The following is a 25,015-nucleotide window of genomic DNA, read 5'->3' on the forward strand; positions in this document are numbered from 1 at the left end:
CGCGGCCATGCCGACCACCGAGCCCGAGCGCGTGCCCGACCCCGGGGCGGCCGGCTTCCCCGTCGTCGACCCGGCCACCGGCGAAGCGTTCGACGAGGCACCCGACCAGCAGCCGGGCGAACTGGACACCGTGATCGACCGCGCGCAGCGGGCCTGGAGCGGCTGGCGGGCCGACCCCGCCGCGCGCACCACCGCGTTGCGTGCGGCGGCCGACGCGGTGGAGGCGGCCGGCGAGGACCTCGCCCGGTCGCTCACCCGGGAACAGGGCAAGCCCCTGGCCGAGTCGCACGCGGAGGTCGCCCGTACGGCGGCCCGTCTGCGTTACTTCGCGGACATCGCTCCCCGGACCCGGCCGATCGACGACGGCCGGCCGGTGCGCAGCGAGGTCCGGTGGCGGTCGCTCGGACCCGTCGCCGCGATCGTGCCGTGGAACTTTCCTCTGCAGCTCGCGGCGTCGAAGTTCGCGCCCGCCCTGGCCGCCGGCAACACCGTCGTCCTCAAACCCTCTCCGTTCACCCCGCTGGCCACCCGGATGCTGGGGTCCGTCCTCGCCGCAGTCCTGCCCGAGGACGTCCTGACCGTCGTCACCGGCCGCGAACCCTTGGGTGCCCGTCTCGTGTCCCATCCGGGCTTCCGCCATGTCACCTTCACCGGATCGGTGTCCACCGGGCGGGCGGTCGCCCGGGCGGCGGCGGCCTCGCTCGCCCGGGTGACGCTGGAGCTGGGCGGCAACGACGCGGCCGTCCTGCTCGACGACGTCGACGTGGAACGGATCGCCGACCGGCTGTTCTGGGCGGCGTTCCGCAACTGCGGACAGGTCTGCATGGCGGTCAAACGCCTCTACGTCCCCGCCCGGCTGTACGCCGACGTCGTGGAAGCCCTCGCCCAGCGGGCGAAGACCGTCGCCGTCGGGCCCGGCCTGGACCCCGCGACCGAGCTGGGCCCGGTCAACAACGCCCCGCAGTTGGCCCGCGTCGAGGGGTTCACACGGCAGGCACTGGCGGACGGCGCGCGGGCCGCGGCGGGCGGCCACCGGCTGGACGGGCCGGGCTACTTCTTCGCACCCACCGTCCTCGTCGACGTGCCGCCCGACAGCCCGGTGGTGACCGGGGAACAGTTCGGACCGGTGCTGCCGGTGCTTCCGTACCGGAGTCTCGACGAAGCCGTCGAGGCCGCCAACGGCACCGGCTTCGGTCTGGGCGGCTCCGTGTGGGGCACCGATCTCGACCGCGCCGAGGCGGTGGCCGAGCGGCTCGACTGCGGCACCGCCTGGGTCAACCACCACGCGGAACTGTCCCTGGCCCAGCCCTTCGCGGGCGTCAAGGACAGCGGCGTCGGTGTCGCGGGCGGGCCGTGGGGGTTGTACGGCAACCTCCAGCCGTTCGTCGTCCACCGCCCGCGGGAGGCGTGACGCATGAGATTCCAGGCAGCCGTACTGCGCTCGTACGACGCCCCGTTCACCATGGAGGAGGTGGTTCTGCGGACCGAGCCGGCCGTCGGCGAGATCCTGGTCGAGATCGCGGGCACCGGAATGTGCCGGACCGATCTCGCGGTCCGGCGATCGGCCGGCCGGAGCCCGGTGCCCGCCGTCCTCGGCCACGAGGGCGCCGGGGTCGTGGTGCGCACAGGAGGCGGCACGGACAACGGGATCGGCGTCGGTGACCACGTCGTGCTCAGCTTCGACTCCTGCGGGCACTGCCCGACCTGCCGCGGCGCGGCCCCCGCCTACTGCGACTCCTTCGCCTCCCTCAACCTCTTCGGAGGACGCGAGGAGGAGCCGGCCCGGCTCACCGACGCGTCCGGCGAGGCGCTGGCACCCCGCTGGTTCGGGCAGTCCTCGTTCGCCGAATACGCCCTCGTCTCCGCTCGCAACGCCGTACGGGTCGATCCCGCACTGCCGCTCGAACTGCTCGGACCCCTCGGCTGCGGCTCCCTCACCGGTGCCGGAGCCGTGCTGAACACCTTCGGCGCCGGTCCCGGTGACCCGCTCGTCGTCCTCGGCGCGGGTGCCGTCGGACTGACCGCGGTCATGGCGGCGACTGCCGCGGGCGCGCCTGCCGTGGCAGTCGACCGGCATCCCGAGAGGCTCGCCGCGGCCGAGCGGTTCGGCGCGATCCCACTGCCCGCCGCCTCACCCGACCTGCCCGGGCGGATCCGGCGGCTGACCGACGGCGGCGCCCGCTACGCGCTGGACACCACCGCCTCACCCCTGCTCATCAACCAGGCGCTCCACGCGCTGCGTCCCACCGGCACCCTCGGACTGGTGGCGCGCCTCCACGGTCCGCTCACCCTCGAACCGGGCACTCTCGACCGAGGCCGCAGCGTGCGCCACATCTGCGAAGGGGACGCCGTGCCCGCGCTGTTGATCCCCCGGCTGATCGGACTGTGGCGGGCGGGACGCTTTCCTTTCGAGCAGTTGATCCGCACCTACCCCCTGTCCGACATCAACGAGGCCGAACGTGACTGCGACGCGGGCCGTGCGGTCAAACCCGTCCTGCTCCCGGACAGGGCGAGCAAATGACCGAGCCCGCGGCACCGGGCGCCCATCCAGCCCGACCCATGACATCTCGCAGTTCCTACTCCCGCCGACGGAGGCAGCATGGCAGGCACGACACCCCGGCACACGGACGCGGAAGGCGTGGACGGAGGAGTGGGCCTGACCGCCCTCCTGGTCGCCGCGTCACGGGCCATCGAAACCCACCGCCACGACAGTCTCGCCCAGGACGCCTACGCCGAGCACTTCGTGCGCGCGGCCCCCGCCTGCACGCACTGGCCGGTGCGCATCGAGGAGGTTCCGGACGGGGACGACAACCCGCTGTGGGGGAGGTTCGCCCGCTACTTCGGCCTGCGGACGAGGGTGCTCGACGACTTCGTCCTCCGGTCGGCCGGTGCGGGTGCCCGCCAAGTGGTGCTCCTGGGGGCGGGGTTGGACACGCGCGCCTTCCGCCTGGACCTGCCGACCGACTGCGTCGTCTTCGAGATCGACAGGGCGGGCGTGCTGGCGTTCAAGGAACAGGTGCTCACGGGCCTGTCGGCCGCTCCTGAGGTGAAGCGCGTTCCCGTGCCGGTCGACCTGCGTGAGGACTGGGCCGGCGCGCTCGGCACCGTGGGTTTCGACCCCGCCGCACCCAGCGTCTGGCTGGCCGAGGGACTCCTCTTCTACCTGCCGGGTCCCGCGGAGACGTATCTCGTCGACACGGTGGACCGGCTGGCCGCCGCAGGCAGTGCGCTGGCCTTCGAGGCCAAGCTGGAGAAGGATCTCCTGGCGTACCGTGACAGCTCGATCTACACGGCGACGCGCCGGCTGATCGGCATCGACCTGCTCGACCTCTTCGACAAGGGACCACGCCCCGACTCGGCGAGCGCCCTGACGGCCAGGGGCTGGTCCACCTCGATGCACACACCTTTCGAGTTCACGAGGAGGCACGGGCGTGGCCCCCTCCCCGAACCCAACGACGCGCTGGAGGGGAACCGCTGGGTGTTCGCGCGCAAGCTCGCCCCCTGACGCCCGGGTCCGACGACGCGGACGTCCGGCCAGGGGCCGCACCGGCCGGCCGGCGGTACGGCCCCTGGCGAGCCGGGTCAGACGGCGCGGGCCGTCACCAGCCGGTCGCCGGGGATCCCCGCCTTGTCCGGCGCGTAGTAGTCCTCGATGCCGGCGGCCCACGTGGCCACGGTGATGCGGTCGTCGGCGTCCGGACCGAAGGCGTCGAAGAGGGCGTGGATGTTCGCCTCCTCGAAGCCGATCGCCCTCATCAGCGACACGAACAGGGGGCGCTCGATCAGGCCGTCCCCGTCGGGGTCGCCGAGTGCGGAGAGGGCCTCGGCGAACTCGGCCACCGCAGGGCCGAAACGCTCGGGGTCCAGCACGAAGGGACGGAACTCGTCCACGGAGATGACACCGTCGCCGTTGGCGTCCAGTTCCGTGGCCAGCGTCGTCCAGTAGCGGCGGAACGCGGCTCTGATGGCGTCCTTGGCACCGTCGTCCGAAGCGGCCGCCGCTTCCAGAACGCGGCCCGTCATCAGGTCGAAGTCGCCGGAGTCGAGGACTCCGTTGCCGTTGGCGTCGAAGAGGGAGAAGACCAGCTCGACCCGCTTGGCGGCCTCATCTCGCATGTGCGTCACCTGTCTTCCGCGACCCGACGAGTTCGGGCCTGCATCCGTGCCCCCATGGAACCGCCGGAAGGAGCCGCGGGATCCCGATCTTCGCTTTTGGTGCCGGGGGAACTGCTGAATGAGCGGGTGTGACACGTTCGATGCCGTGCCTGTGAAAGCCAGGGTGTTCCGATCGATCCCGTTGATCGGCTCATATGACGTGACGCTTCGGCGCAGAGGGAGGCAGCCGACGTCAGGATCCGGCAACTGCTGACCCATTGTGCGCTGCCCGCCGTAGGGACGGTTCCTGCCCCCTGTGCCGGTGCCAGGTCGGATGTGACACAGCCTGTGCGGCGTTCACCCGGTTGGCCTGCCGTGATGGCGGTGGCTGCACGGTCCGGCGACGGTGGGTCTGGGCTTCGCCGTTCACGTAGGCCGAGCCCTTCCGGCCGATCCCGAGGGAGCTTTTCCATGTCTGAACGCAACACCGTCATCCGCAGCCTGCACGATGTCGGTCTGGCCGCCTGGTTCGGGGGCTCGCTGATGGGAGCGGTGGGCCTCAACGGCGCGGCTCAGGACGAAGGAAGCACGGAGACGAGCCGAGACCGGATCTCCTCCTCGGGCTGGGCCAGGTGGACGCCGGTCAACGCCGCCGCGATCGGAGCCCACCTGTTCGGCGGCGGCGGGCTGCTCGCCGTGAACGCGCACCGTGTAGCCACCCAGCAGGGCGTGGGCGCCTCCACCGCGGCCAAGACCGTCGTCACCGCCGCGGCCCTGGCCGCGACCGCCTACGCGCGTGTCCTGGGCAAGAAGGTCGAGCTGGCCTCCTCCACCGACCCCGCTGACGTCGAACAGGCCGAGAAGCACCCGATCGACCTCGACAAGGCACGGCGGCAGCTGACCGCCGTCCAGTGGGCGGTGCCGGCCCTGACCGGATGCCTGGTCGTGCTCAACGCCCTGCACGGCGAACAGCAACGCCCGGTGGAGCAGATCCCCGGCATGTGGGAACGGGCCCGTTCCATGACCCACCTGATGCAGTAGCGCACGCAGGAGGGGTGGCAGGGCCGCGGCGGCAGAACGGACGTCGCCGCCTTCGGCAGGACGATCGCCGACCAGGTGGCCAAGGTGGTCGCGGCCACCGGCACCTCGGCCGCCCCGACGGGCTACGGACGAACCGTCGCCGGACAACTTCTCCCCGACGTCCTGCCCTACGTGATCGGCACCCCCGCGTCCTTCGGCTTCGCTACGTCGTACCGGAGTGAGCGCCCAAGTCTGCAGGCGGTGCACCGTCGGGGCCCACTGATGCTGAGAGCAAGGGTGCGGCGAGTTCACAGGGCTCCCGGCGGGCCTCCGTCCGTGAGGGGCAGGTCTCGGTGGCCCGCGCCGACCAGGGTTCGGCTCATGCCCCGGTGACAGCGGCCCCGCGCGGCTGCCGTCCTGGCCTCCGGCCGCGCGCCGCGCGTACGGCGGGAATCCTCGTACCGGAGAAGGTGCCGGTCCCGGCGCGGGGCCGCCGGGACCGGCACGGGCCGGCCGCTCAGCCGCGGAGTGTCGCCACCGGGCTGTTGTAGGCCTGCGCGGTCAGGACCGGGGTCCTCGACGCGCACGCCCCTGCCGGCCAGGACAGGCGGACGGTGCGGGACTCGCCGGGCAGCAGCCACAGGTAGTTGTCGCTGTACAGCGTCGGCAGCACCCGGCGGCCCCCGGCGTCCTCCAGCAGGGACAGCCTGACCATGGCGGCCACCGCCGCCCCTCCGTTGTGGACCGTCGCCGTCAGTGAGTGGCGGGCCCCCGAACGCGAGACCGCGGTGATCCCTCCGGTCAGCTTGACCTGCCTGGTCCTGTTCAGATCGCGCAGGGACGCGGGGTCGCGGTAGCGCCAGTACGTGTTCCGCGACACCTCCGTGCCCCGGGCGTCCTTCAGCGTCAGCCGGAGGAGATGGAGGTCGGGAAGGTCCTCCGTCCATGCCGAGGTGAAGGCCTCGGCGGTGGCCGACCGGGCGATGTCCAGCCGGGTCCGCCGCGTCGCGCCGAGTCGCCGGCCGGCCAGATCGAAAAGCTCGGCGGTGACGCTGGCGCCGCGCAGATCGGCCGCGGTGTGGTTCACGGCGACGACCTGCCACTTCACCGGGTCGGCCTGGACGTGCAGGGGTTCGCACGCGGTGCGGGCCCCGTAGTAGGTGCCGTTGACGTCGAAGTCGTAGTCGTAGGTCTGCCAGACCGTGCTGTGCCAGGCGGGGTGGGACATCCACAGCATCAGGCCGGAGGCGTTGTCCCACAGGTTGGCGTTCCACGCCTCGAACATGGCGCGGGTGTTCTCGTAGTTGACGAACTGGGCCTTGCGGGTGAAGTCGTCCAGGTCTCCGGCCTCGCCGAGGCGTGCTTCGACGGCCGCCTTGTAGTGCTGCGGTGCCTGGTTCCCGCGCTCGCTCCAGTCGTGGTGGTACCAGGCGCCGCCGATCGGCCACTCCGGTTCGTCGCCGGTCATGTTGCGGATGCTCTCGGCGGTGGAGACGACGGGCATGCCGATCTCGGTGTGGAAGCCGAAGTCCTTGCTGCCGTACGTCATCGGGTCGAAGTACTTCTCCGGCTCCACCCAGCCGTAGGGTCCACCGCCGGTGACGATCCCTCCGGCCGAGTTGTTCTGGTAGAGCAGGCCGGGTGCCTGGTCCGTGACCGCCTCCCGCATGCCCTTGTCGACGGCGGCGGGAGGGTTGCCTTCGTTGGCGCCGCACCAGACGGCCACGCAGGGGTGGATCCGGTAGCGCAGCACGGTGTCACGGGCGAGCGAGATGAAGGCGTCACGGTCCGGCGGGTCCATCCCCCACGCGTTCGGGAAGTCGTTCCACACCAGGATGCCGTGGCGGTCGCAGGCGGCGAAGAACTCCTCGCGGTCGCTGCTGCCGACCCAGTTGCGGATCATGGTGAAGTTCATGTCGCGGTGCATGCGCACGGCCGCGTCCATGCGCTCCGCCGGCATGCGGCGCAGCAGTTCGTCCCAGCCCCAGTTGCCGCCGCGGGCCAGTACCCGCACCCCGTTGACGCTGATCTTCAGCGGGTCGGGGGTGTTGGACACGGAGGTGACATCGGTCCAGTCGTCACCGTCGTCGGACACCTGGACGACGTAGGTCTTCGGGTAGGCGGTTTCCCAGAGGACGGCGATGCGGTCGAAGGAGCGCGGGGATCCGAGGTCGACCTGGATCCACTGGTGGTCCTCGTACGCGGACGACCAACGGGTGTTCGGATCGCCGTCGGTGGCGTGGGAGGCCGGCTTGTCGGGCTCCTCGGTGGAGGCGGTGGCCGTCCGGCGCAGTGCGAGGTCGGTGCCGGGGTCGTCGGTGTCGACGACGCTCAGGCTCCACAGGGAGTTGCCCCAGCTGGTGTTGCGCAGACCGCACTGCAGGCGGACATAGCGTGCGGTGGTCCGCTCGAAGTCCTCGACCTGGAGACTGGCGTTGCCGTTGGCGAAGGGGAGCGGTACGGCCCCGTTGTCGACGGATTTCACATCGGTCCAGTCCGAGTCGTCCGCCGACACCTGGACCACGAAGGTCTTGGCGTACGCCTGCTCCCAGGTGAGGTCGACCCGGTCGAACGACTGGAGCGAGCCCAGGTCCACGCGTATCCACTGGTCGTCCTCGAACTTGGAGGACCAGCGGGTGGTGTCGTCGCCGTCGGTGGCGTTGGCGGGGCCGTGGTCGTCCTGGTCGGAGCTGGAGGCCTCAGCGGCCGCGTGCAGTGCGAGGTCGATGCCGGGTCGGGCGCTGTCGCCGACGGAGAGGGACCACAGGGAGCTTCCCCAGGAGGTGGCCCGGGTGAGGCATCTGATGCGGACGTAGCGGGCCTGCTGCCGTTCGAACGTCACGGTCTGCGTGCAGGCGTCGCCGGACGCGGTGAACGGCAGCGGTACGTCGTACTCGTAGCCGAACTGGCGGATGCCGAACTTCGCGGTGCGACGGTCGCTCTCCCGGCCGTCGACGGACGCCGTCAGGGTGAGGTCGTGCAGGTGTGGCTCGCCCAGCCCGTTGGGCCACCAGAGTTCGGGGTCGCGCAGCTTCAACTGGGCGAACGTGTCGGGGGTGAAAACGACGTCGACGCTCCGGCCGGGCTTCACGGTGACGGTCCTGGAGACGCGTACTCCGTCGAAGGACGCGGTGACCGTGGTGCGGAGGTCGTCGGTGCCGGCGTTACGGACCGGGACGACCACGGTCACCTCCGCGACCGACAGGTCCGGCAGCTTCGGCAGGGTGGTGTCCACGCGCGGGTCGCCGATGACGGCGTGCCCGGTCGACCGCAACCGGACGTGGTTCCAGATGCCGGCAGCCCGGTCACGTACGGCGGGCATCCAGTCCCAGCCGGAGGAGGCGAGGTACGTCGGGGAGTTGAGGTTCATCTGCTGTGCGCCGGCGTCGACCCACGCCTCGCCCGCGGGGCCCTTGTCACCAGGGCTGCCGGGGACCGGCATGGGCGAGATCCGTACGGCGAGCGCGTTGTCGCCGTGCTCGGCGAGGTGCTCGGCGACGTCCAGGGCGGCACGGGCGAACGGATGGGTCAGCTGGCCGACCTGCTTGCCGTTGAGCCAGACGTCGGCCTTGTGGTTGATGCCGTCGAACTCCAGCCAGACGTGTCGGCCGGCTCCTGTGCGCAGACCCCGCGGCAGCGCGAAATCCCGTTTGTACCACCAGGCGTGGCGCGACAGGGCCTCGGGGACGCGCAGGTTGTTCAGGCCCACCACGGGGTCGGGCAGCCGGCCCTGCTCCACGAGGGAGCCGAGCACGGTGCCGGGGACGGTGGCGGGCAGCCAGCCGGCGGTGTCCACGGAGGTCGTCGACAAGGCGGCGCCGTCCGCCCCGGCCCAGTCGTCCAGGGTGAGCCGCCAGCCCGACTCCACGGGGACGGTCCCGTCGTCGGCGACGGTCAGCTTCGGCGGCTTGCCCGGACGGGTCCCCCAGTCGGTCCAGCCGCTCACCGCGGGGCGACGGCCCTCGACGGTGCCGTACACCTCGAAACCGTTGAGACCCAGGGGCAGGGGACTGGAACGTTTCCGGGACATCAGGCGCACCCAGCGGGCGCGGGCGGGGCGCGGGAGCTGGATGTCGACCACGCCGCCGGTGCCCTGAGCGGTGCGGTACACGGCTGTCCAGGACTCGTTGTCGAGGGAGGTCTCCACCTCGAACACCAGGGAGTAGCTCGACTGGATCTCGTCGCCGGTGGTGCCGCTGTGCACATTGCCTTCGACGGGGGGCGTGTAGACCGGGTCGGAGGCGTCGGCTTCGAAGGTGAGACGGATGCGCGTGACCTCGCCGATCGCCTGGAGGTCGACGGCGATCCACTGCGGATCGCCGCCCTCGGCGCGCCATCCGCTGCCCTTGACGCCCGGGGACGTGAGGCGGTCGACGACGAACGACCCGGGCGTGGCGGCGTAGGCGGTGGAGGACGCCGTGACGGGACGGTACCGGGCCAGCTCACCGCCGGCGGCCCGTGCGCCGGCGGGGGCGGCAGCGGCGGGTGACCCGGGCAGCGCGGCACCGAGGCCGAACCCGGCCAGCAGGACGGGGCCCGTGGTGACTACGGCCCGTCGCGACGGCAGGCGCGACGGACCCGATCGATCGGTCATGTGTGTGACGTCCCCTCAGGAGCGCAGGGCGCGATGACCGGTTCCGCACCGTGCGGCGGGACCGGATGACAACGTTGCCAAAGGCTGGGTCCGCCGAGTGCCGCCTGTCAACCCTCCGGACGCTGGAGGAGCGTGCTGCGCAACCCGCTCACCGTGTGCGGGGCAACTGCTGACCGGTCCCCGTTCGCCCAGTCTCTCGCTTCCGCGCACCCGAGCTATTGACGTATCGACTGGCGGACCGAAGAATTCACGCCATTGCCTGACAACGTTGTCTGACTGAGAGGTGCCGCACGTGCTGCCGAGATCCCCCTTGGACCGTCGCCGCTTCATCCAGCTTCTCGGCGCCACGAGTGCGCTGGCCTCCCTGCCTCTCGCCCTTGGCAGCGGCACGGCTCAGGCCCACGGACAACAGCGGAGCCACACGGCGTCCGACCCGGTGGCGGACATCTACCACCGCGTCCTGCTGAACCATACCCGGTGGACGGAAACCCAGTGGGACGCGGCCCGCGGCTACTACACGGACAAGGATTTCAGCTTCGCCGTCGTGCTCGGCCATGCGGTCCTGCTCACCCGCGGCAGCTACGACGAGGTCCGAGCGGGGACGGAGGAGCAGGTCCTCAAGGCTCGGACGATAGCGACCATCAAGCACTTCGCCGCGTCCAACAGACTGACGGGCGGCACCCAATGGGGCCGGAGACTGTTTTTCGACACCACGTTCCAGCTGTACTTCGTTCTCGCCGCGCGGCTGCTGTGGGACGACCTCGACGAGACCACTCGCGTCCATGTCGACACCATCGCCCGTGAACAGGCCGCCTACACCACCGCGTTGGGCACGGGCAACGACCCGGCCTCGGGCAGCTGGACCCCTCGGGGACTGCTCGGCGGCCACGAAGGAGACACCAAGCTCGAGGAGATGGGTGTCTACGCGCAGTCCCTGGCCCCGGGGCTGGCCTGGGCCGTGGACGACCCACGGCACGGTGACTGGGTCACGGCCTTCGGTGCGTGGTCGCGCAACGAGGCCGGACTGCCCCAGGCGGACCTGGCGAACCCGGCGCGCGTGGACGGGGTTCCCGTCTCGGACAACACCGCCCGCAACCTGTACGACACCTTCATCGTCGAGAACCACGGCTCGTTCGGCCCTCACTACCAGGAGGAACTGTGGCGCACATCGGGTCGTAATGCCGCCCACTTCATCGCCGCGGGCCGGCCGCTGCCCCAGGTGCTCACCAACCAGCCGAACGCCGATCAGCTGTGGAGCACCCTCCTCGGTGTGATGAGTGACGCCGGTGAGCCGCTGATGCCGATGGTCGACGACCGGGAGCACCTCTACGGCCGCGACGTCATCCCGCTCGCGTTCCTCGCCCAGGTGGTGGGGGACGGGGCTGCGGCCCGGGCGGAAGTCGCCCTGGCGGAGCGACTGGAGGCGTACCAGAGTTACCCGCCGGAATTCCGGATCGCAAAGTTCTCGGGCGAACCGAAGTACGAGCCGGAGGCCCGCGCGGAAGTCGCCATCAGCTACCTCCTGCACCTGTGGGCGAACGAACAGGGCCGTACGGTCAGCCCCCTCTCCACGGACGAGATGTTCGAACACGCCGCGGGTGTCACCGACTTCGGCCCCGGACCCGGCCTGGTGTCGCACCAGACGCCCGGGGCATGGGCGGGTGCCGTGACCAAGCCCGGCTTCGTGAAGTTCGCCTGGCAACCCGGCCACGACGACTGGCTCTTCAAGCTCAGCGGGTCCACGCCGATGTTCCTGCCGACGACATCGCTCAAGGCGACGCAGCGCCGGGTGCGGACGTACCGCAGGATCCGGGACGGATTCGACGGCAGCGCCACGATGCTCCAGGTGGGCTCCGGGTACGCCGGATTCACCACGCTTCCCACCGGCGCCGTCGTGTACGCGACGTCGGGCGTCGCCGCGGGGGAGGGGCACCTGGAGATCCACAACCTGACGATGCCGGGCATGCCCGGCCTGACCGGCGCGCGGACCTACCGCTTCGCCGAGGGAAGCGCCACGGTGGCCTCGGCCGACTCCCGGCCGCCCACGTCGGCCGCGCGCGTCGACGAGGTGACGTTCGCGCGCACCGAGGTGCGGCATCTGCGCATGCTCGGTGTGCGGCCCGACCCGACCTACGGATACTCGCTCTTCGCGTTCGTAGCGCGCGACGGCGCGGACGGCGCGGATCTGGCCCGGACCGGTACGGCCACCGCCTCCTCCTACGACAGCGGCAAGGAGCCGGCGCTGGCGGTGGACGGCAGCACGACCACCCGGTGGGCGGTATCACGGGGCGACCGCCCCCGGGCGGACAGCTGGCTGGCCGTCGACCTCGGGGCTCCGCACGCGGTGGACCGGGTCACCCTGCGCTGGGAGGCCGCCGCGGGGCGCGCCTACACGGTGCAGGGGTCGGCGGACGGACTCCAGTGGGAGGACCTCGCCTCCTGGCCGGTGCCCGACGTCATCAGCAGGGGCGGATGGCTGGACGTCGACGGACGCGCGGGCCTGGTGGTGCGGGGCGCCGCCTCCGGCCTGACGGTCCACCAGGACGAGATCATCCTGGCCGACGGCCCGGCCGCACCCCTCCTGGTCGAGGGATTCCCCGGCGCCTCGCCCCGTGGCCTGCGCGAGCGGGCCGCGGCACCCGCGCCACGAACGGACGCCGAAGCCGTCCGCGCCGCCCTCACCGACGATCACCTCAGCCTGTTCAACCTGTCGGACGAGCCCGTCACGACGCGCGTCGACGTCCCGCAGACCGGGCCCGCGAGGCTGCTGTTCGAGGGGCTCCAGACCCTGACCGACGGCGGCACCGCCTACGACGCCGAACTCGACGCGGCGGAAGCCCGGCTGCTGCCGCCACGGCTGACCGTACGCCCGCTCAACGGCCGTCCTCTGCCGGCGGGTCTGCGGGCGCGCGTGGTCGACGGAACGACGGTCGAACTCACGGGGCCGGCCTGCCGCGTGCAGGTGACCGCCCAAGGACGCAGTGAGGTGGCGGTGGTCAAGGCGGGCCGCACCACGACGGTCACCGTGAAGCGGGCCACAGCCTATCCTCTGCGTAATCTGGCACTGGGTTGCACGGTGTTCCCGACCAGCCCGTTGCCTCCGGGCATGTCGGACCCGTCCGCCGCTGTCGACGGCGATCCGGCGACGGCGTGGACGCCCGGCCCGAACGGCCGCCTGGTCGTCGACCTCGGCGCCCTGCTCCGTGTCCGCGACATCCGCACGGAATGGACGAACGGCCATGTACCGGGACTTCGCGTCGAGTTCAGCAGTGACGGCCTCACCTACACCGAGGCCGGTCAGCTCACGGGCCGTGGCCGCGACCGGCACCTCAGCACGGACATCACCGCCCGCTACGTGGCCCTGGCGACCGACGCGGGACACGAGGGCGGTGGCCGCCTGATCCACCTGTCCCTGCAGTGACACCAGGCCCGCTCCAGGCCGATGGTTCACCCACGACGCCGTGCAGCCCTCCCTCCCGGCCGACACCCCTGCTGTCGGCCGGGAGGGCCCTCGTGCGGGTGGGTCCGCCGGCCGATCGTCACCCCAGACCCTTGAGTTGGGCGCCCCTTCGCCGTCGGAGCCGGCATTTCGCCTGCCGGGGTCTGCTTGCCAGGGACACGGTGGTATGTGGAAGGAGCCGGGGACTGCCCGAGCGGCGGCCTGTCCGCGGCAGTGGACGTGATTGGCACCGCACCTGTTGATGCGCATCAGCCTCGCCCTTCCCTCTTGACAGGGCTACCCGCCGACGCAACCGTTGAGAGCGCTCTCACTCACGTCATGTACACGAGGAGAAGTGATGCGCTCTTCGCGTTGGCTCGCCGGCGCCCTTCCGCTGGGGCTCGTCGGCCTCCTCGTGTTCGGGCAGGCCGCGACCGCTGCCCAGCCGGACGAGCGGCCTGCCGACCGGCGCGCCCAGGAGACGCACAGAGACGCGACGAAGCGGGCAGTGACCGTGTCGGATCAGCCCTCGACGCTGGGGCGCTCCTTGGTGGGCGGGGCGGACCCGACCCTGATCAAGGTGGGCGACCTGTATGTCTCGGCCAAAGCCGTGGACGGCGGGATCGCGGTGCGCACGGCCGCCACCCCGGAGGCCGTGGCCACAGCGCCCAAGCACCAGGTGTGGCGGGACACCGCCGGTCTGGGCGAGGTGTGGGCGCCGGAGATCGTGCACCACGACGGCCAGTACCGGATCTACTTCGCCGCCGGCCGGGGCGCGGCCCACCGGATGTACCACATAGGGTCAGCCAACCCGACGTCCGGCTACTCCGCGGCCGTCAAGGTGTCCCTGCCCGGCGACAAGTGGGCCATCGACGGGGTGCCCTTCACCTACAACGGGCAGCGCTGGTTCGTGTGGTCGGGGTGGTCCGGCGACACCAACGTCGAACAGAACCTCTACCTCGCCCGGATGAGCAGCCCCACCGCGGCCACCGGCGACCGGTACGTGATCTCGCAGCCGCGCGAGCCCTGGGAGCGGGTCGTAGGCAACCCGTACATCAACGAGGCCCCCCAGCCTGTCGTCGACCCCTCCGGGCGGCTGCACGTCGTCTACTCCGCGAACGGCAGTTGGAGTGACAAGTACTGCATCGCCGACTTGCGGCTGCGGGCGGGCGGCGACCCCACGTACGTCTGGGACTGGTACAAGAGCAACGGCTGCCTCTTCGGCTCGCACACGCCGTCCATGATGTCCGGCTGGACTCCGACCGTGAACGTCAACGGACCCGGCCACCACTCGTTCATCCTGCCCCGGGGCGACGTCAACGCCGCTCCGCCCTCCGGAAACCGCTTCCCCATCCTGTACCACGCGGTCGCCAAAGGCACCCCGTACTCGTGGTCCAACCGCTACTGGTACTCCGGTACGGCGGTCTGGTGGAGCAACACCACCTACCGGCGTGCCAACGTTCCCGGGAGCACGACCGATGCGGGCTACAGCCTGAAGTTCTTCGAGTAGGCGGAAGACGATTCGGCGCTGTACGAAACGGTCCTCGACCTTCCCGAAGACATGGCGTCGGCGAACGTGGGAGCGACCGCGCGTGCTGCGTCGAGGAGGGCTGCGACGGTGGGTCGTTCGTGGCGGCCGGGCAGCCAGGCCAGCGCCGCACTGGACATGGGTGCGTCGGTGACGTGGACGTAGTGGATGCCGGGGCGTGGGTACAGGCGGCGGGCGGCTTCGGGCAGGAAGCTGATGGCGCGTCCGCGGGCGACTTCGGTCAGGAGGCCTTCGATGTCTGTGACGACGGGGCCGTACTGCACGGGGGTGCCGTCGGGGCGGGGGTTGACGGTCCAGTCGTCCCACCAGGTGCGGGACACGCTGGCGGGCATGTCGACCATGCGGTGTTCTGCGAGGTCGGTGAGGGTGAGTGGACGGCCGACGGCGGGGTCTGCCAGTGGGTCCGACGACGGCAGGCAGGCGACTCGGGGTTCGACGGCGAGGGTCATCGTGCGCAGTGGCGGGGGGAGCGGGGGGCGGAGGAAGGCGGCGTCGACGTCGTCGTCGGCGAGGCGTTCGAACTGGTCGCCGAACGTCAGCAGGCGCAGTTCGACGGAGACGGCCGGGTGGCGGCGCGTCAGTTCGTCGAGGATGGCGTGTGTGTAGGGCATGGCCGATTCACCTGCGACGAATCCCAATACGAGGCGGCCCCGCACGCGCCGGGACTGCTCGGCGGCACGGCTGCGCAGCCGGGACATCGCGGTGAGGACGTTCTCCGCCTCGGGCAGCAGGGTCCGGCCCGCTTCGGTCAGGCGTACGGATCTGCTCGTGCGGTCGACCAGGGTGACCCCGAGCCGGTTCTCCAGGAGGCGGATCTGCCGACTCAGGGAGGGCTGGGTCATGTACAGCCGTTGCGCGGCCCGTCCGAAGTGCAGTTCCCGCGCCAGCGTGAGGAAGAGTCTGAGCTGGTGGGTGGTGGGGTCGTGGTCATCGCCGGATGTCTCCGGACGGCCGGTTGCCCCTGGGGTGGGTCGCTCTTCGGACGGAACCTGCTCCATACATCCGAGGCTATCGATCGGGCGAGGGGCGGGGTGGGAGAACGGTGCTTCCTCGCATGAGGTCCGGTGCGCGAAGCGGTCGGGGATGACTCGAAGGGGCCGCGCCGGCCGCACCGGCTGCGCCGCCGACCGCGCCGCTTGAGCTGTCGGACGCAGTCGGTTCGGCGGTCGAACGGCTGCCGTGGGGCGGGCGGGCGCCGACGAGGGAGTCCGGGAGCGACGATGCACCGGTGGTTATCGATACGGCCCGGCAACGTATAGGAAAACTCTTCTCCCGCCGGGGAGCCCGCTCGAAGATGGGGATGACTTCGCTGCTGTGGGACGGGGGGAAGAAGCAGGCGTGCCTGGTCGCACCGGTTCCCTGACGTGATCGACTCCGAGCAACTCCTGCTGCGGCAGGGAGTGTGCCGTTGCCTGACGGCGGCGGTGAGCGGGCAGGCAGCGTCGAGAGATGAGGGGGAGAGAAAGATGGCTGAGGATCCGGTGCGTCGGCCGGGTGCCGCGCTGGGGTATGAAAGCCCGTGGCAGGGGCTGCTTTTCCTGTTGGGCTTCTCCGCCCTGTTCGCGCTGGTGGCCGTGGTCTGCTCCGTCCTCGCGTTCTTCCTGCGCGGCTGGCAGACAGGGTGCCTTGTGCTCGTGGGTGTGGTGGCGCCGGCCGTCCTCGTCAACCTGGCTCGGGACAAGGTGGTCGAGATCGCCGGGAGCCGGGCACGGGACGCGGGTGCCCCCGGCCGGCCGGTACCGGCTGATGCCCCGGACCAGCCGTCGGTCTGGGTGGTCGTCTCGGCGCTCACGCTGCTGCTGGGGGTCTTGGGGGCCGCGGGGATGCTGGCCGGTCTAGTGGCCTTCCTGGTGAGCGGATGGGGCACGGCTTTCCTTCTGCTCGGTGCGGGGGCCGCGGGCGCGGTCGTCGGGTTCGCGCCGTTCGGATGGCTCCGGCAGAAACGGAAGCGGCTGCCGCGGCCGACCCCTCGTGTACGGGCAGCGGCAGCCGAGCTCGGTTTCGGCGATCACCTGTACGGACTGCATGGGAGCAATCCGCTGTTCTGGCTGGTCATGGCCCCGTTGGTCGTGGCCGCCGTTGTCGGCCTCATGGGCGGGCTGACCTGGCTGGTGGGTGATGGTGAAGGCCTCGAAGAAGTAGCGGGATCCCTTCTGCTGATCTTCGGCGTGCTGTTCCTGGCCGGTCCTTACCTGGCCGGGATGATCCTTGTGTTCATGCCGAAATCGTTGGTGCGTACGCATCTGTTCACGGGTGGAGTCGTCCAGTCGGTCAACGGCCGCGTCACCAGCGCGCGGTGGGAGGACGTCCGGGCCGTCGAGGCGGACAGGCGCGGCGTCGCGGTCAGGGGGTGCTGGATCCTCTGCGCTGCTGACCAGGGCCGCTTGTACATCCGCGCGGACCGGGAACCCGTCGGGGACGAGACCCGGTTCTGGCATTTCTGCCGGGTTCTGATCAGAGAAGCGGAGCAACGCCGGATCCCCGTGCAGCCGGTGCTGCTCACCGAGACGCAGAACCGGACCCGGCCGCGGGATTGAGCATGAGCCGGGCCGTGGCAGTCCGTCCGGTCCAGTGGACCGGCGCGGTGCGTGCTCGGACGGGCCCGCAGCCTCGGCTGATCACCGGTTGACGGCCGACACCGCCGGTCTGCTGGTGGGCATTCCGCGAGAGCCTGTTCGGCAGGACTCGCGAAGGCCGGGTCAGGCCGCTGCTGGGAGCTGAGCTAGGGGTGTCGTTCGGACGGGAGACGGCCCGCCGCCGACCGTGTGAAGGCGCTCGGGCGTCCCGCTGCCCTGATCTCCTCGCGTGCGCGGCGTCCGGCGTGGGTCGGCACCGGCGGCGCACGGTCTGGACGGCGGCGGTCAGACACAGGGCGGCTGCAACCGGACATGGATCCGACGCCCGGCATGTGACGGTCAGTATGTTGAGTGACCCGCACAGGATGCACCGACGACTGGTCGGCGGATCCCCGGGGTCAAGGCTCGGCCCCCTGTCGACGGGTTGACGTGTTGAAGGAGGTCCATCCGCAAGGACTCGCGTGCAGCTGCCGATGCTGGAGGGGCCCGGCAGGCGTCCCCGGCCGGGTCGTTCGAGCGAGGCCGGACCGGGCAGACGGGGCCCATGACCGACGACACAAGCCGTATCCGGCTGGTGCAGACCGTGCTCGACAGCACCGACGCCCGCACACTCGCCGAGTTCTATCGGTCCCTGCTGGGTCTCGAATACGCGGAAGGAGACGAGCCGCCTCCGCCCGGCGTACCGGACGAGCACGGCAGGGACTGGCTCGTCCTGCGCGATCCCGGCGGCGGACGGCAGCTCGCCTTCCAGCAGGTGGAGCACCTGCGGGAGCCGGACTGGCCCGACGGCCCGGTGCCTCAGCAGATGCACCTCGACCTGAGCGTCGCCTCGCTGGAGGAGTTGCTGAACCAGCACGAGCGCGTGCTCGCCCTCGGCGGCCGTCTCCTCAGCAACCGGGACCAGCCGGATCCCGACGACGAGGAGCGCTTCCGTGTCTACCGGGACCCCCAAGGCCACCCGTTCTGCATCTTCGTCGCCGAGCGAGAGGCGTAGCCCGGCAGGATCAGGATGTCAGGTCGCCAGCGGGCGGGTCATCGGGGAGGCAGGCAGGCCGTCGTCCAGGACCTGGAGGGTGGCCGGGAGGGGAGTGCGGACACCCCGCGTCGACGGGAAGGACGTCCAACGCGACGCGGAACTGTCGCGTTGGAACGGAACATCCCCGTGTCGGCGGGGAGGACCCGCGCAGCCGGGCCACGTCACAGGTGGGGATTGCCGTGCCGGCGCGTCCTGCCTGCTGCCCGAACCGTGGTCACCTTCACGTGGGGCGGATGCGGACCTCCACGACGTCCGAAGGTGCGGTTGCGGGGAAGCGGGGATAGACAGGCCTCACGGGGCCACCGAGGACCGTCGCGGGTCCGCTCAGGAGAACACACCCATGCGCGGGATCAGGGAACACGCCTCAGCCAGGGCACGGGCGAGCACGGATCACGGTGCCGCAACGCTGACAAAGGCCGGAAGGGTGCCCGCCCGTGTGTGCGGCCCAAGTCAGCGGGTGACCGGCATCCCCTGCCCGGAATGCTCATGCGGTCGTCGTGCGGGTGGTGTGAGCGAGGATGGCTGCCCGGGCGGACACCTTGGCGGCGTCGACGACCGCCCGGTCCTGCAGCAGGCGTCCGGAGGCCAGGGCTCCGTCGATGAGCAGCCCGAGATGTGCAGCCAATTGGGCCGGCTGTGCGGCGCCTGCGGCTCCGGCAAGGCCGGTCAGCCACTCCTGGCGGCGCCGGGTGTGGGCGACCGTGGCCGCGTGGGCCTTGGAATCGAGCTCGGCCTCGACGGCGGCGCTGACGAAGGGGCAGCCGAAGAAGCCGTGGCGGTCGAAGGAGGCCAGAAGCGCATCGAAGAGGCCCACCAGCTGCTGGGCCGGGTCGGGCCCCGCGGCGTCGGCAGCCTCCTGCAACCGTCCCATCCACGACTCGTCCGTGCGCCGCAGGTAGGCGGCGACGAGATCGTCCTTGGTGCGGAAGTGTGCGTACAGGGTGGACTTCGCCACTCCGGAATCCGCGATGACCTGATCCACCCCCACTCCCCTCAGTCCGTAGCGGTGGAAGAGAGCTGCCGCCGCATCGAGGATCTTCTGCTCGGTGTTCGTCTTGCGTACGCGCGTCGCCATGCAAGACAGACTAGTCCGTCCCCTGCTACTCACCAGTGGCCCTTTGCCGCCCTTAACAAGACGGACTAGTCTGTTCGATTAGTCGGTCCATCCGACATGGGAGTCATGAGAGAGGGGTGCTCTGATGCGCGCGGTGGTGTTGGAGGAGTTCACCGGTCCGCTCGAGATGCGGGAGATCGACCCGCCGACGCCCGGAGAAGGACAGGTGCTGGTACGGATCCACGCCAGCGGGGTGAACCCGTTGGACACGAAGATCAGCGCAGGCCGGGCGGCCCACGCCCGCGTGCAGCCACCGGCCGTACTGGGCATGGACCTGGCCGGCCAGGTGGTGGAAACGGGAGCCGGGGTGAACGGTTTCGCTGCCGGGGACGAGGTGTACGGCCTGACCGGAGGCGTCGGCGACCTGCAGGGTTCGCTGGCACAGTTCGCGGCGGTCGACGCCCGCCTGCTGGCCCACAAGCCGACCACGCTGTCCATGCGCGAGGCAGCCGCACTGCCTCTGGCCGTGATCACGGCGTGGGAAGGTCTGGTGGACCGGGCCGGCGTACGGGCCGGCCACAAGGTACTGGTGCACGGCGGCGCCGGTGGCGTGGGGAGCGTCGCGGTCCAGGTGGCGGCGGCCAAGGGCGCAGAGGTGTTCGCGACCGTGTCCGCGGCCAGGATGCGGGTGGTCCGCCGGCTGGGGGCGGTGCCGATCGACTACACCTCGGTTCCCGTGGAGAGGTACGTCGCGGAGCACACCGGCGGTGTCGGATTCGACATCGTCTACGACACCGTGGGCGGCCCGGTCCTGGACGCCTCCTTCGAGGCGGTGCGCACCTACACCGGCCATGTCGTGAGCGCGCTGGGCTGGGGCACCCATGCGCTGGCACCCCTGTCGTTCCGGGGAGCCACCTACTCGGGCGTCTTCACTCTGCTGCCGATGCTGACGGGCCAGGGCCGCGAGCACCACGGCGACATCCTGCGCGAAGCTGCGGCACTGGTGGACGACGGCAAGCTGCGTCCCCTGCTGGACGGGACGCGCTACACCCTCGCCGACGTGGCGGACGCCCACCGCTCCGTGGAGAACGGCACGGCCAACGGAAAGGTCGTGGTCGACATCGAGCCGTGACCTCGTCGTGCATCGCCCCGCACGTCCGCTCTGCGGTCGCTTCACGACGCGAGCGGTGGGCGCCGGTCCCGCACGCAGCGGCCAGGTCGTGTCAGCGGCGGGGCGCGGCCATGGACGCGAGGTAGGTGAGGGCCTGCGCGCTGCGGCTGCCCGGCGCTGCCGACCCCACCAGCAGTTCCTGGCCGGGCGCGGCCCGCACGTCGAAGCTCTCGTAGGTCAGCTCGATGCGTCCGGCCTCGGGATGGACGAACACCTTGAACGCCCGGGTGAGACCACCGGCTTTCTGGTCCTCCCACAGGGCGCGGAACTCCGCCGACGCCTCCAGCAGTTCCTGGACCAGTTCGTCGATCTCCGGGACGCCGCTGAAGCGGGCCGCGTTCAGGCGTAGCGCGTACACGGTCGCGCTGGTGACCAGCCGCCGGTCCGGGAAGACGTCGCGGGCCCGCGGGTGGGTGAAGAGGATCCGCGGCATGTTGGTCTCCCCGTCGAAGGGCTCGAGGAGAGCGTCGGCGATCACGTTGGTGGCCAGGATGTCGAACGCGGGTCCCAGAACGTAGGCCGCGGCGTCGGGGAAGGCGTCGATCAGACGCAGCAGGTCAGGGTGCACCTGGTCGCGCGGGCTGCCGAGCTCGGCCCGGGGACTCAACCCTGCGAGCCGGTGCAAGTGGGTGCGCGCGTCGGCGTCCAGCCGCAGTGCCCTGCCCAGCGCGCCGACGACCTGCGGCGAGGGGTTGGTCTCCCGACCCTGTTCCAGCCGCACGTAGTAGTCGGCGCTCACCCCGGCCAGTACGGCGACCTCTTCCCTGCGCAGGCCCTTGACCCTGCGCGTGCCGCTGCCGGCGGGGAGCCCGACGTCGGACGGCTCCAGGCGGGCGCGGCTCGCGCGGAGGAAGTCTCCGAGTGACTGGACGGACGCACGGTGCATGAGGCCCACCGTACTGCGCGGCGGACGCGGCAGCCTGGGTGCCTCGCACCCAGGCTGCCGCGGCCTTCCTGAGCACGTGCCCGGCGGGTGGACTGGTGCCGGTGGCCGTCATCGCGGGCCACCTCGTGTACACGAAGGAGATCACCCTCATGCTTGCGTCCACCCCCTTGGAGAAGAAGGTCGTCCTGATCACCGGGGCCAGCAGCGGCATCGGCGAGGCCACGGCCCGTCACCTGGCCGCCGCGGGCCATCAGGTCATGGCCGGGGCACGTCGCACGGACCGGCTGGCGGAGCTGGCCCGGGAGGTGCGCGGGGCGAACGGCGCACTGGACCACTGTGCGCTCGATGTCACGCGGCGCGACAGTGTCGAGTCGTTCGTCGACGCGGCACTCGACCGGTACGGCCGGATCGACGTGCTGGTGAACAACGCCGGCGTGATGCCGCTGGCACCGATGGCGGATCTCCGCGTCGATGAGTGGGACCGGATGATCGACGTCAATGTGCGCGGCACGCTGTACGGCATCGCCGCGGTACTGCCGAGGATGCGTGAACAGGGCGGCGGGCACATCGTCAACATCGCCTCGGTGGCCGGTCACCGTGTGGACCCGACCGCGGCGGTGTACTGCGCCACCAAGTACGCGGTGCGGGCCCTCTCGGAAGGGCTGCGCCAGGAGAGCCGCGACATCCGCGTCACGGTCATCAGTCCCGGTTTCACCGAGAGTGAGCTGCTGGACCGGGGTGGCGCCGTCGAGGCACAGGCGGCGGCGCGCGCCGCCGCACGCCAACTCGCCATCCCGGCGTCCGCAGTTGCCGAGGCGATCGGCTTCGCCCTCGATCAGCCGGCCACCGTGGACGTCAACGAAATCGTGGTCCGTCCAACCGTCCAGGGCTGACCTCCGGCCGGCCGGTGCCCGCTCCGCCACCTGCAGCGTGACTGATGGCTGAGCGGCCCTGGTCGGCCCGCCTGGTCGAACGGACCGGGCGACTCTGGCTCCAGCGGCACGGCCGTCACCACCCCGGCGGACGAGATGGTGTGTCTGACCGGTCGCGGCACTGGACCGGGTACCGGACCCCGGTCAGCTCCCGCGAGAGGTCCCACAGTTGGCGTTGTGCGGCCTCGTCGTGGGTCTCAGATGTGGAACACACCGTCATGGGGTGACCTTCGCTCTCCAGGAAGCCGCTGGGACCGCAGTACTCGCCGCCAGCCACTGATGTCGGTGGCTGCTCGCAGGGTTGGCCATGCCCCGCGGTCGGCGCTTCGAATGAGCAGCGGACGTACGACGCCGGCGAACAGCGCCCTGGTGACGATGCCGCGTTCGACGGTGCTGCGCCGGGAGCCGCTGGTGTCGGCGCAGCCGCAAGTTCCGGACAGGAACGCAGTGGGTCCACCTGCCGGAGAAATACGGCACCTGGCGAGGCGTCTACAACCGGCTGCGGATGTGGGCCGTCCACGGCACCTTCACCGCGCTGATGGCACGCGCCGACGCCGATGAGGACCTGGCCTGGACTGTCGGTCGACTCCACGATCGTGCGAGGTCACCAGCACGCGGCCGGGGCCCGCAAAAAGGGGCCCCGATCGGCGAACCGGCCGACCACGCCATTGACCGGTCCCGCGGTGGGCTGACGACCAAGATCCACCTCGCAGCCGATGCCCGCTGCCGACCCCTCGCGTTCGTTCTCACCGCTGGCCAGACCGGCGATGCACCGGCCTTCACAGACGTCATGGCCCGCCTGCGCGTTCCCCGGCGGCGCGGACGCCCTCGCACCAGGCCGGACGTGGTCCTGGCGGACAGGCGTATTCGTCCCGTGCGATCCGCATCCACCTGCGCAAGCGCGGCATCCGGGCGGTGATCCCGGTCCCGGCAGATCAGCGTGGCCACCGGCTGCCTCGAGGCAGCCGGGGCGGCAGGCCACGGGCCTTCGACCGCGAGACATTCAAGCAGCGCAACACCGTCGAGCGGTGCATCAACTGCCTCAAGCAGCGGCGCGGCATCGCCACCCGCTACGAAGGACGACCATCTACCTGGCCGGACTCCACATCGCCGGCATCTTCCTGTGGTCCGCCCGCTGATCCAAGCGAAAGCCCCTAGCCGACGCCCCGGCCATGCGGCAACCAGAGAGGTAACTGAAACCCGCTCACTCCAGCACGCCCACGGGCGTGCGTGCGGTGTTCCGCAGGCGGGCTGCGTCCCGGCTCGGGGGCGCGCCGAACTGGCGACGGTACTCGCGGCTGAACTGCGACGGGTTGTCGTATCCGACCCGTCGGCCGACTCCCGTGACGTCACCCGGGTGGGCGGCGAGCAGCAGCCGGGCCTCCTGCAACCGGATCTGCTTCTGGAACTGGATGGGGCTCATCGCCGTCACCGCCTGGAAGTTGCGGTAGAAGGCCGAGACACTCATGCCGGAGAGGCGCGCGACGTCCTCCACCCGGAAAGACTCCGCGTAGTGATCGCGGATCCAGCCCACGGCCCGGGAGATGTGGCTCAGACCGCTGTCCGCAAGGCCGAGCTGGCGCACCGCCGCTCCCTGGTCACTGGTGATCAGACGCCACAGGATCTCGCGTTTGATCAGCGGCGCCAGCACAGTCCGGTCGCGGGGTTCGTCGAGCAGGCGCAGCAGCCGGACCACCGCGTCGAGCAGCGCGGCGGGCGCGTCGCTGACGGCGATCCCCGACGGGACGCCTTCGCCGACGCGGGGGGCATCTCCCGGCCGGGCCTGCAGCAGCAGTTCGGCGACGGCGGACGGCTCCAGCGCGAGGCCGAAGCCGAGGGCCGGCTGCTCGGGACCGGCCCGGGTGAACTGCCCGGTGACCGGCAGGTCGACGGACGCGACCAGGTACTGCCCGGGGCCGTACTCGTAGACCCGGTCGCCGAGCGCGAGGCGTTTGGCGCCCTGGGCGATGACCGCAAGCACCGTGCCGGACATGGAGGGCGCCGGCGGGTCTGACCGGTCGACCTTCGAGATGAAGACGCCGTCGATGGGGGTCGTCCAGTCGGGCCGGGCATGCCGGGCCAACAGGGTGCGGAGCTCGTCGAGGTGCATGCGTCCATTGCAGCACCCTCAAGGCCGCGGCTCCCGTGATCGCGAGGATCGTGCAAGTACCGGAGAGCATCCTTCTAACGTTTCCGCACGTCAGCTCGGTTGAATGGAATCACCTCACTCCATCACCGACGAAGAGGTCATCCATGATCGCAAACTATGGCTTCCAAGCCACCGTGACCGCCAGGCCCGGAATGGGTGACCGCCTGGTCGACCTGCTGTTGTCCGCGCTGAACGACGGCGGTCCCGGCACGAGCGAACACTGCGTCGTCTACCTGGTCTGCCGTTCCACGTCCGACCCCGACGTCGTCCACGTCACCGAGGGCTGGACCAGCGAGGAGGACCACCACCGGGTCTTCGCCGGTGAGGCCGCCCAAGCCCTTGTGGCGCGGCTCGACGGACTGCTGGCCGGGGAGTCCGCGTACACCGACTACGTCCCGGTCCGCGGGAAGGCCGCCTTCTGAAGCCACCCCGCCACCCCGCACCCCCGGCCCGCCGTCTCGGCTCCCGGCGATGCGGCTGCCTTTCCCGCCCGACCTCGTTGTACTGCTGCTTG

Annotated in this window: 17 protein-coding genes and 1 pseudogene; 12 read left to right on the forward strand and 6 right to left on the reverse strand. The window is 70.9% G+C overall.

Annotation, left to right across the window (positions count from 1 at the left end):
• The first annotated feature begins 7 nt into the window (after positions 1-7).
• The 3 genes from ELQ39_RS31995 (at position 8) to ELQ39_RS32005 (ending at position 3,505) form a co-directional block, all read left to right on the forward strand.
• Positions 8-1,411, forward strand: a complete 1,404-nt coding sequence (locus ELQ39_RS31995; RefSeq protein ID WP_242595441.1) for an aldehyde dehydrogenase family protein — start codon at positions 8-10, stop codon at positions 1,409-1,411.
• A gap of 3 nt (positions 1,412-1,414) precedes the next feature.
• The gene (locus tag ELQ39_RS32000; protein ID WP_242595443.1) at positions 1,415-2,521 is read left to right on the forward strand and encodes an NAD(P)-dependent alcohol dehydrogenase; all 1,107 of its coding nucleotides are present in this window, start codon (positions 1,415-1,417) and stop codon (positions 2,519-2,521) included.
• A gap of 78 nt (positions 2,522-2,599) precedes the next feature.
• A complete protein-coding gene (locus tag ELQ39_RS32005; RefSeq protein WP_242595445.1) occupies positions 2,600-3,505 on the forward strand; it encodes a class I SAM-dependent methyltransferase in 906 nt (301 codons plus the stop codon).
• Positions 3,506-3,582: 77 nt separating this feature from the next.
• On the opposite strand, the gene ELQ39_RS32010 is transcribed toward ELQ39_RS32005, so the two are convergent.
• Complete coding sequence (locus ELQ39_RS32010) at positions 3,583-4,116, reverse strand: EF-hand domain-containing protein (protein ID WP_225643723.1); 534 nt, start codon at positions 4,114-4,116, stop codon at positions 3,583-3,585.
• A 450-nt stretch (positions 4,117-4,566) separates the two neighbouring features.
• Here ELQ39_RS32010 and ELQ39_RS32015 point away from each other — a divergent pair, with 450 nt between their 5' ends.
• Positions 4,567-5,136, forward strand: a complete 570-nt coding sequence (locus ELQ39_RS32015; RefSeq protein ID WP_190003462.1) for a hypothetical protein — start codon at positions 4,567-4,569, stop codon at positions 5,134-5,136.
• Positions 5,137-5,632: 496 nt separating this feature from the next.
• Here the strand turns inward: ELQ39_RS32015 and ELQ39_RS32020 are convergent, their stop codons facing one another.
• Positions 5,633-9,709 (reverse strand): discoidin domain-containing protein, encoded by a 4,077-nt coding sequence (locus ELQ39_RS32020; protein ID WP_242595447.1) that lies wholly within the window; start codon positions 9,707-9,709, stop codon positions 5,633-5,635.
• A 292-nt stretch (positions 9,710-10,001) separates the two neighbouring features.
• Between ELQ39_RS32020 and ELQ39_RS32025 the strand changes: the two genes are divergently transcribed.
• On the forward strand, positions 10,002-13,130 hold the full coding sequence (locus tag ELQ39_RS32025) for a discoidin domain-containing protein (RefSeq protein WP_242595449.1): 3,129 nt from the start codon (positions 10,002-10,004) through the stop codon (positions 13,128-13,130).
• 568 nt (positions 13,131-13,698) lie between these two features.
• Complete coding sequence (locus ELQ39_RS32030) at positions 13,699-14,658, forward strand: glycoside hydrolase family 43 protein (RefSeq protein WP_443334365.1); 960 nt, start codon at positions 13,699-13,701, stop codon at positions 14,656-14,658.
• On the opposite strand, the gene ELQ39_RS32035 is transcribed toward ELQ39_RS32030, so the two are convergent.
• The gene (locus ELQ39_RS32035) at positions 14,634-15,695 is read right to left on the reverse strand and encodes a LysR family transcriptional regulator (RefSeq protein ID WP_242595453.1); all 1,062 of its coding nucleotides are present in this window, start codon (positions 15,693-15,695) and stop codon (positions 14,634-14,636) included. The two genes, ELQ39_RS32030 and ELQ39_RS32035, sit on opposite strands and share 25 nt — an antisense overlap.
• 468 nt (positions 15,696-16,163) lie before the next feature.
• Between ELQ39_RS32035 and ELQ39_RS32040 the strand changes: the two genes are divergently transcribed.
• Both ELQ39_RS32040 and ELQ39_RS32045 read left to right on the forward strand, forming a co-directional pair.
• On the forward strand, positions 16,164-17,234 hold the full coding sequence (locus ELQ39_RS32040; RefSeq protein WP_242595455.1) for a hypothetical protein: 1,071 nt from the start codon (positions 16,164-16,166) through the stop codon (positions 17,232-17,234).
• A 583-nt stretch (positions 17,235-17,817) separates the two neighbouring features.
• Complete coding sequence (locus ELQ39_RS32045; protein WP_225643734.1) at positions 17,818-18,267, forward strand: VOC family protein; 450 nt, start codon at positions 17,818-17,820, stop codon at positions 18,265-18,267.
• Positions 18,268-18,793: 526 nt separating this feature from the next.
• Here ELQ39_RS32045 and ELQ39_RS32050 read toward each other — a convergent pair.
• Complete coding sequence (locus ELQ39_RS32050; RefSeq protein WP_225625243.1) at positions 18,794-19,384, reverse strand: TetR/AcrR family transcriptional regulator; 591 nt, start codon at positions 19,382-19,384, stop codon at positions 18,794-18,796.
• Between the two features lie 124 nt (positions 19,385-19,508).
• Here ELQ39_RS32050 and ELQ39_RS32055 point away from each other — a divergent pair, with 124 nt between their 5' ends.
• Entirely contained in the window at positions 19,509-20,495 is a 987-nt protein-coding gene (locus ELQ39_RS32055; RefSeq protein ID WP_242595456.1) for a zinc-dependent alcohol dehydrogenase family protein, read from the forward strand.
• A 91-nt stretch (positions 20,496-20,586) separates the two neighbouring features.
• On the opposite strand, the gene ELQ39_RS32060 is transcribed toward ELQ39_RS32055, so the two are convergent.
• A complete protein-coding gene (locus tag ELQ39_RS32060; protein ID WP_242595458.1) occupies positions 20,587-21,420 on the reverse strand; it encodes a helix-turn-helix transcriptional regulator in 834 nt (277 codons plus the stop codon).
• 149 nt (positions 21,421-21,569) lie between these two features.
• Between ELQ39_RS32060 and ELQ39_RS32065 the strand changes: the two genes are divergently transcribed.
• Positions 21,570-22,313, forward strand: coding sequence for an SDR family oxidoreductase (locus tag ELQ39_RS32065; RefSeq protein WP_225643771.1), 744 nt, complete (start codon positions 21,570-21,572; stop codon positions 22,311-22,313).
• A 439-nt stretch (positions 22,314-22,752) separates the two neighbouring features.
• A pseudogene (locus ELQ39_RS32070) lies at positions 22,753-23,491 on the forward strand (IS5 family transposase); the annotation flags it as partial.
• Between the two features lie 65 nt (positions 23,492-23,556).
• Here the strand turns inward: ELQ39_RS32070 and ELQ39_RS32075 are convergent.
• On the reverse strand, positions 23,557-24,462 hold the full coding sequence (locus ELQ39_RS32075) for an AraC family transcriptional regulator (RefSeq protein ID WP_242595459.1): 906 nt from the start codon (positions 24,460-24,462) through the stop codon (positions 23,557-23,559).
• Between the two features lie 143 nt (positions 24,463-24,605).
• Here ELQ39_RS32075 and ELQ39_RS32080 point away from each other — a divergent pair, with 143 nt between their 5' ends.
• The gene (locus tag ELQ39_RS32080) at positions 24,606-24,923 is read left to right on the forward strand and encodes a putative quinol monooxygenase (RefSeq protein WP_242595460.1); all 318 of its coding nucleotides are present in this window, start codon (positions 24,606-24,608) and stop codon (positions 24,921-24,923) included.
• Positions 24,924-25,015 lie beyond the last annotated feature (92 nt).

The sequence above is a fragment of the Streptomyces sp. GB4-14 genome (assembly GCF_022696125.1).
Lineage (GTDB): Bacteria > Actinomycetota > Actinomycetes > Streptomycetales > Streptomycetaceae > Streptomyces > Streptomyces werraensis.

Excerpts from the sequence above, each read along its gene's own strand:
- ELQ39_RS31995 (WP_242595441.1), top strand. The coding sequence starts at position 8 with ATGCCGACCACCGAGCCCGAGCGCGTGCCCGACCCCGGGGCGGCCGGC.
- ELQ39_RS32000 (WP_242595443.1), top strand. The coding sequence starts at position 1,415 with ATGAGATTCCAGGCAGCCGTACTGCGCTCGTACGACGCCCCGTTCACC.
- ELQ39_RS32005 (WP_242595445.1), top strand. The coding sequence starts at position 2,600 with ATGGCAGGCACGACACCCCGGCACACGGACGCGGAAGGCGTGGACGGA.
- ELQ39_RS32010 (WP_225643723.1), bottom strand. The coding sequence starts at position 4,116 with ATGCGAGATGAGGCCGCCAAGCGGGTCGAGCTGGTCTTCTCCCTCTTC.
- ELQ39_RS32015 (WP_190003462.1), top strand. The coding sequence starts at position 4,567 with ATGTCTGAACGCAACACCGTCATCCGCAGCCTGCACGATGTCGGTCTG.
- ELQ39_RS32020 (WP_242595447.1), bottom strand. The coding sequence starts at position 9,709 with ATGACCGATCGATCGGGTCCGTCGCGCCTGCCGTCGCGACGGGCCGTA.
- ELQ39_RS32035 (WP_242595453.1), bottom strand. The coding sequence starts at position 15,695 with ATGGAGCAGGTTCCGTCCGAAGAGCGACCCACCCCAGGGGCAACCGGC.
- ELQ39_RS32040 (WP_242595455.1), top strand. The coding sequence starts at position 16,164 with ATGGCTGAGGATCCGGTGCGTCGGCCGGGTGCCGCGCTGGGGTATGAA.
- ELQ39_RS32045 (WP_225643734.1), top strand. The coding sequence starts at position 17,818 with ATGACCGACGACACAAGCCGTATCCGGCTGGTGCAGACCGTGCTCGAC.
- ELQ39_RS32050 (WP_225625243.1), bottom strand. The coding sequence starts at position 19,384 with ATGGCGACGCGCGTACGCAAGACGAACACCGAGCAGAAGATCCTCGAT.
- ELQ39_RS32055 (WP_242595456.1), top strand. The coding sequence starts at position 19,509 with ATGCGCGCGGTGGTGTTGGAGGAGTTCACCGGTCCGCTCGAGATGCGG.
- ELQ39_RS32060 (WP_242595458.1), bottom strand. The coding sequence starts at position 21,420 with ATGCACCGTGCGTCCGTCCAGTCACTCGGAGACTTCCTCCGCGCGAGC.
- ELQ39_RS32065 (WP_225643771.1), top strand. The coding sequence starts at position 21,570 with ATGCTTGCGTCCACCCCCTTGGAGAAGAAGGTCGTCCTGATCACCGGG.
- ELQ39_RS32075 (WP_242595459.1), bottom strand. The coding sequence starts at position 24,462 with ATGCACCTCGACGAGCTCCGCACCCTGTTGGCCCGGCATGCCCGGCCC.
- ELQ39_RS32080 (WP_242595460.1), top strand. The coding sequence starts at position 24,606 with ATGATCGCAAACTATGGCTTCCAAGCCACCGTGACCGCCAGGCCCGGA.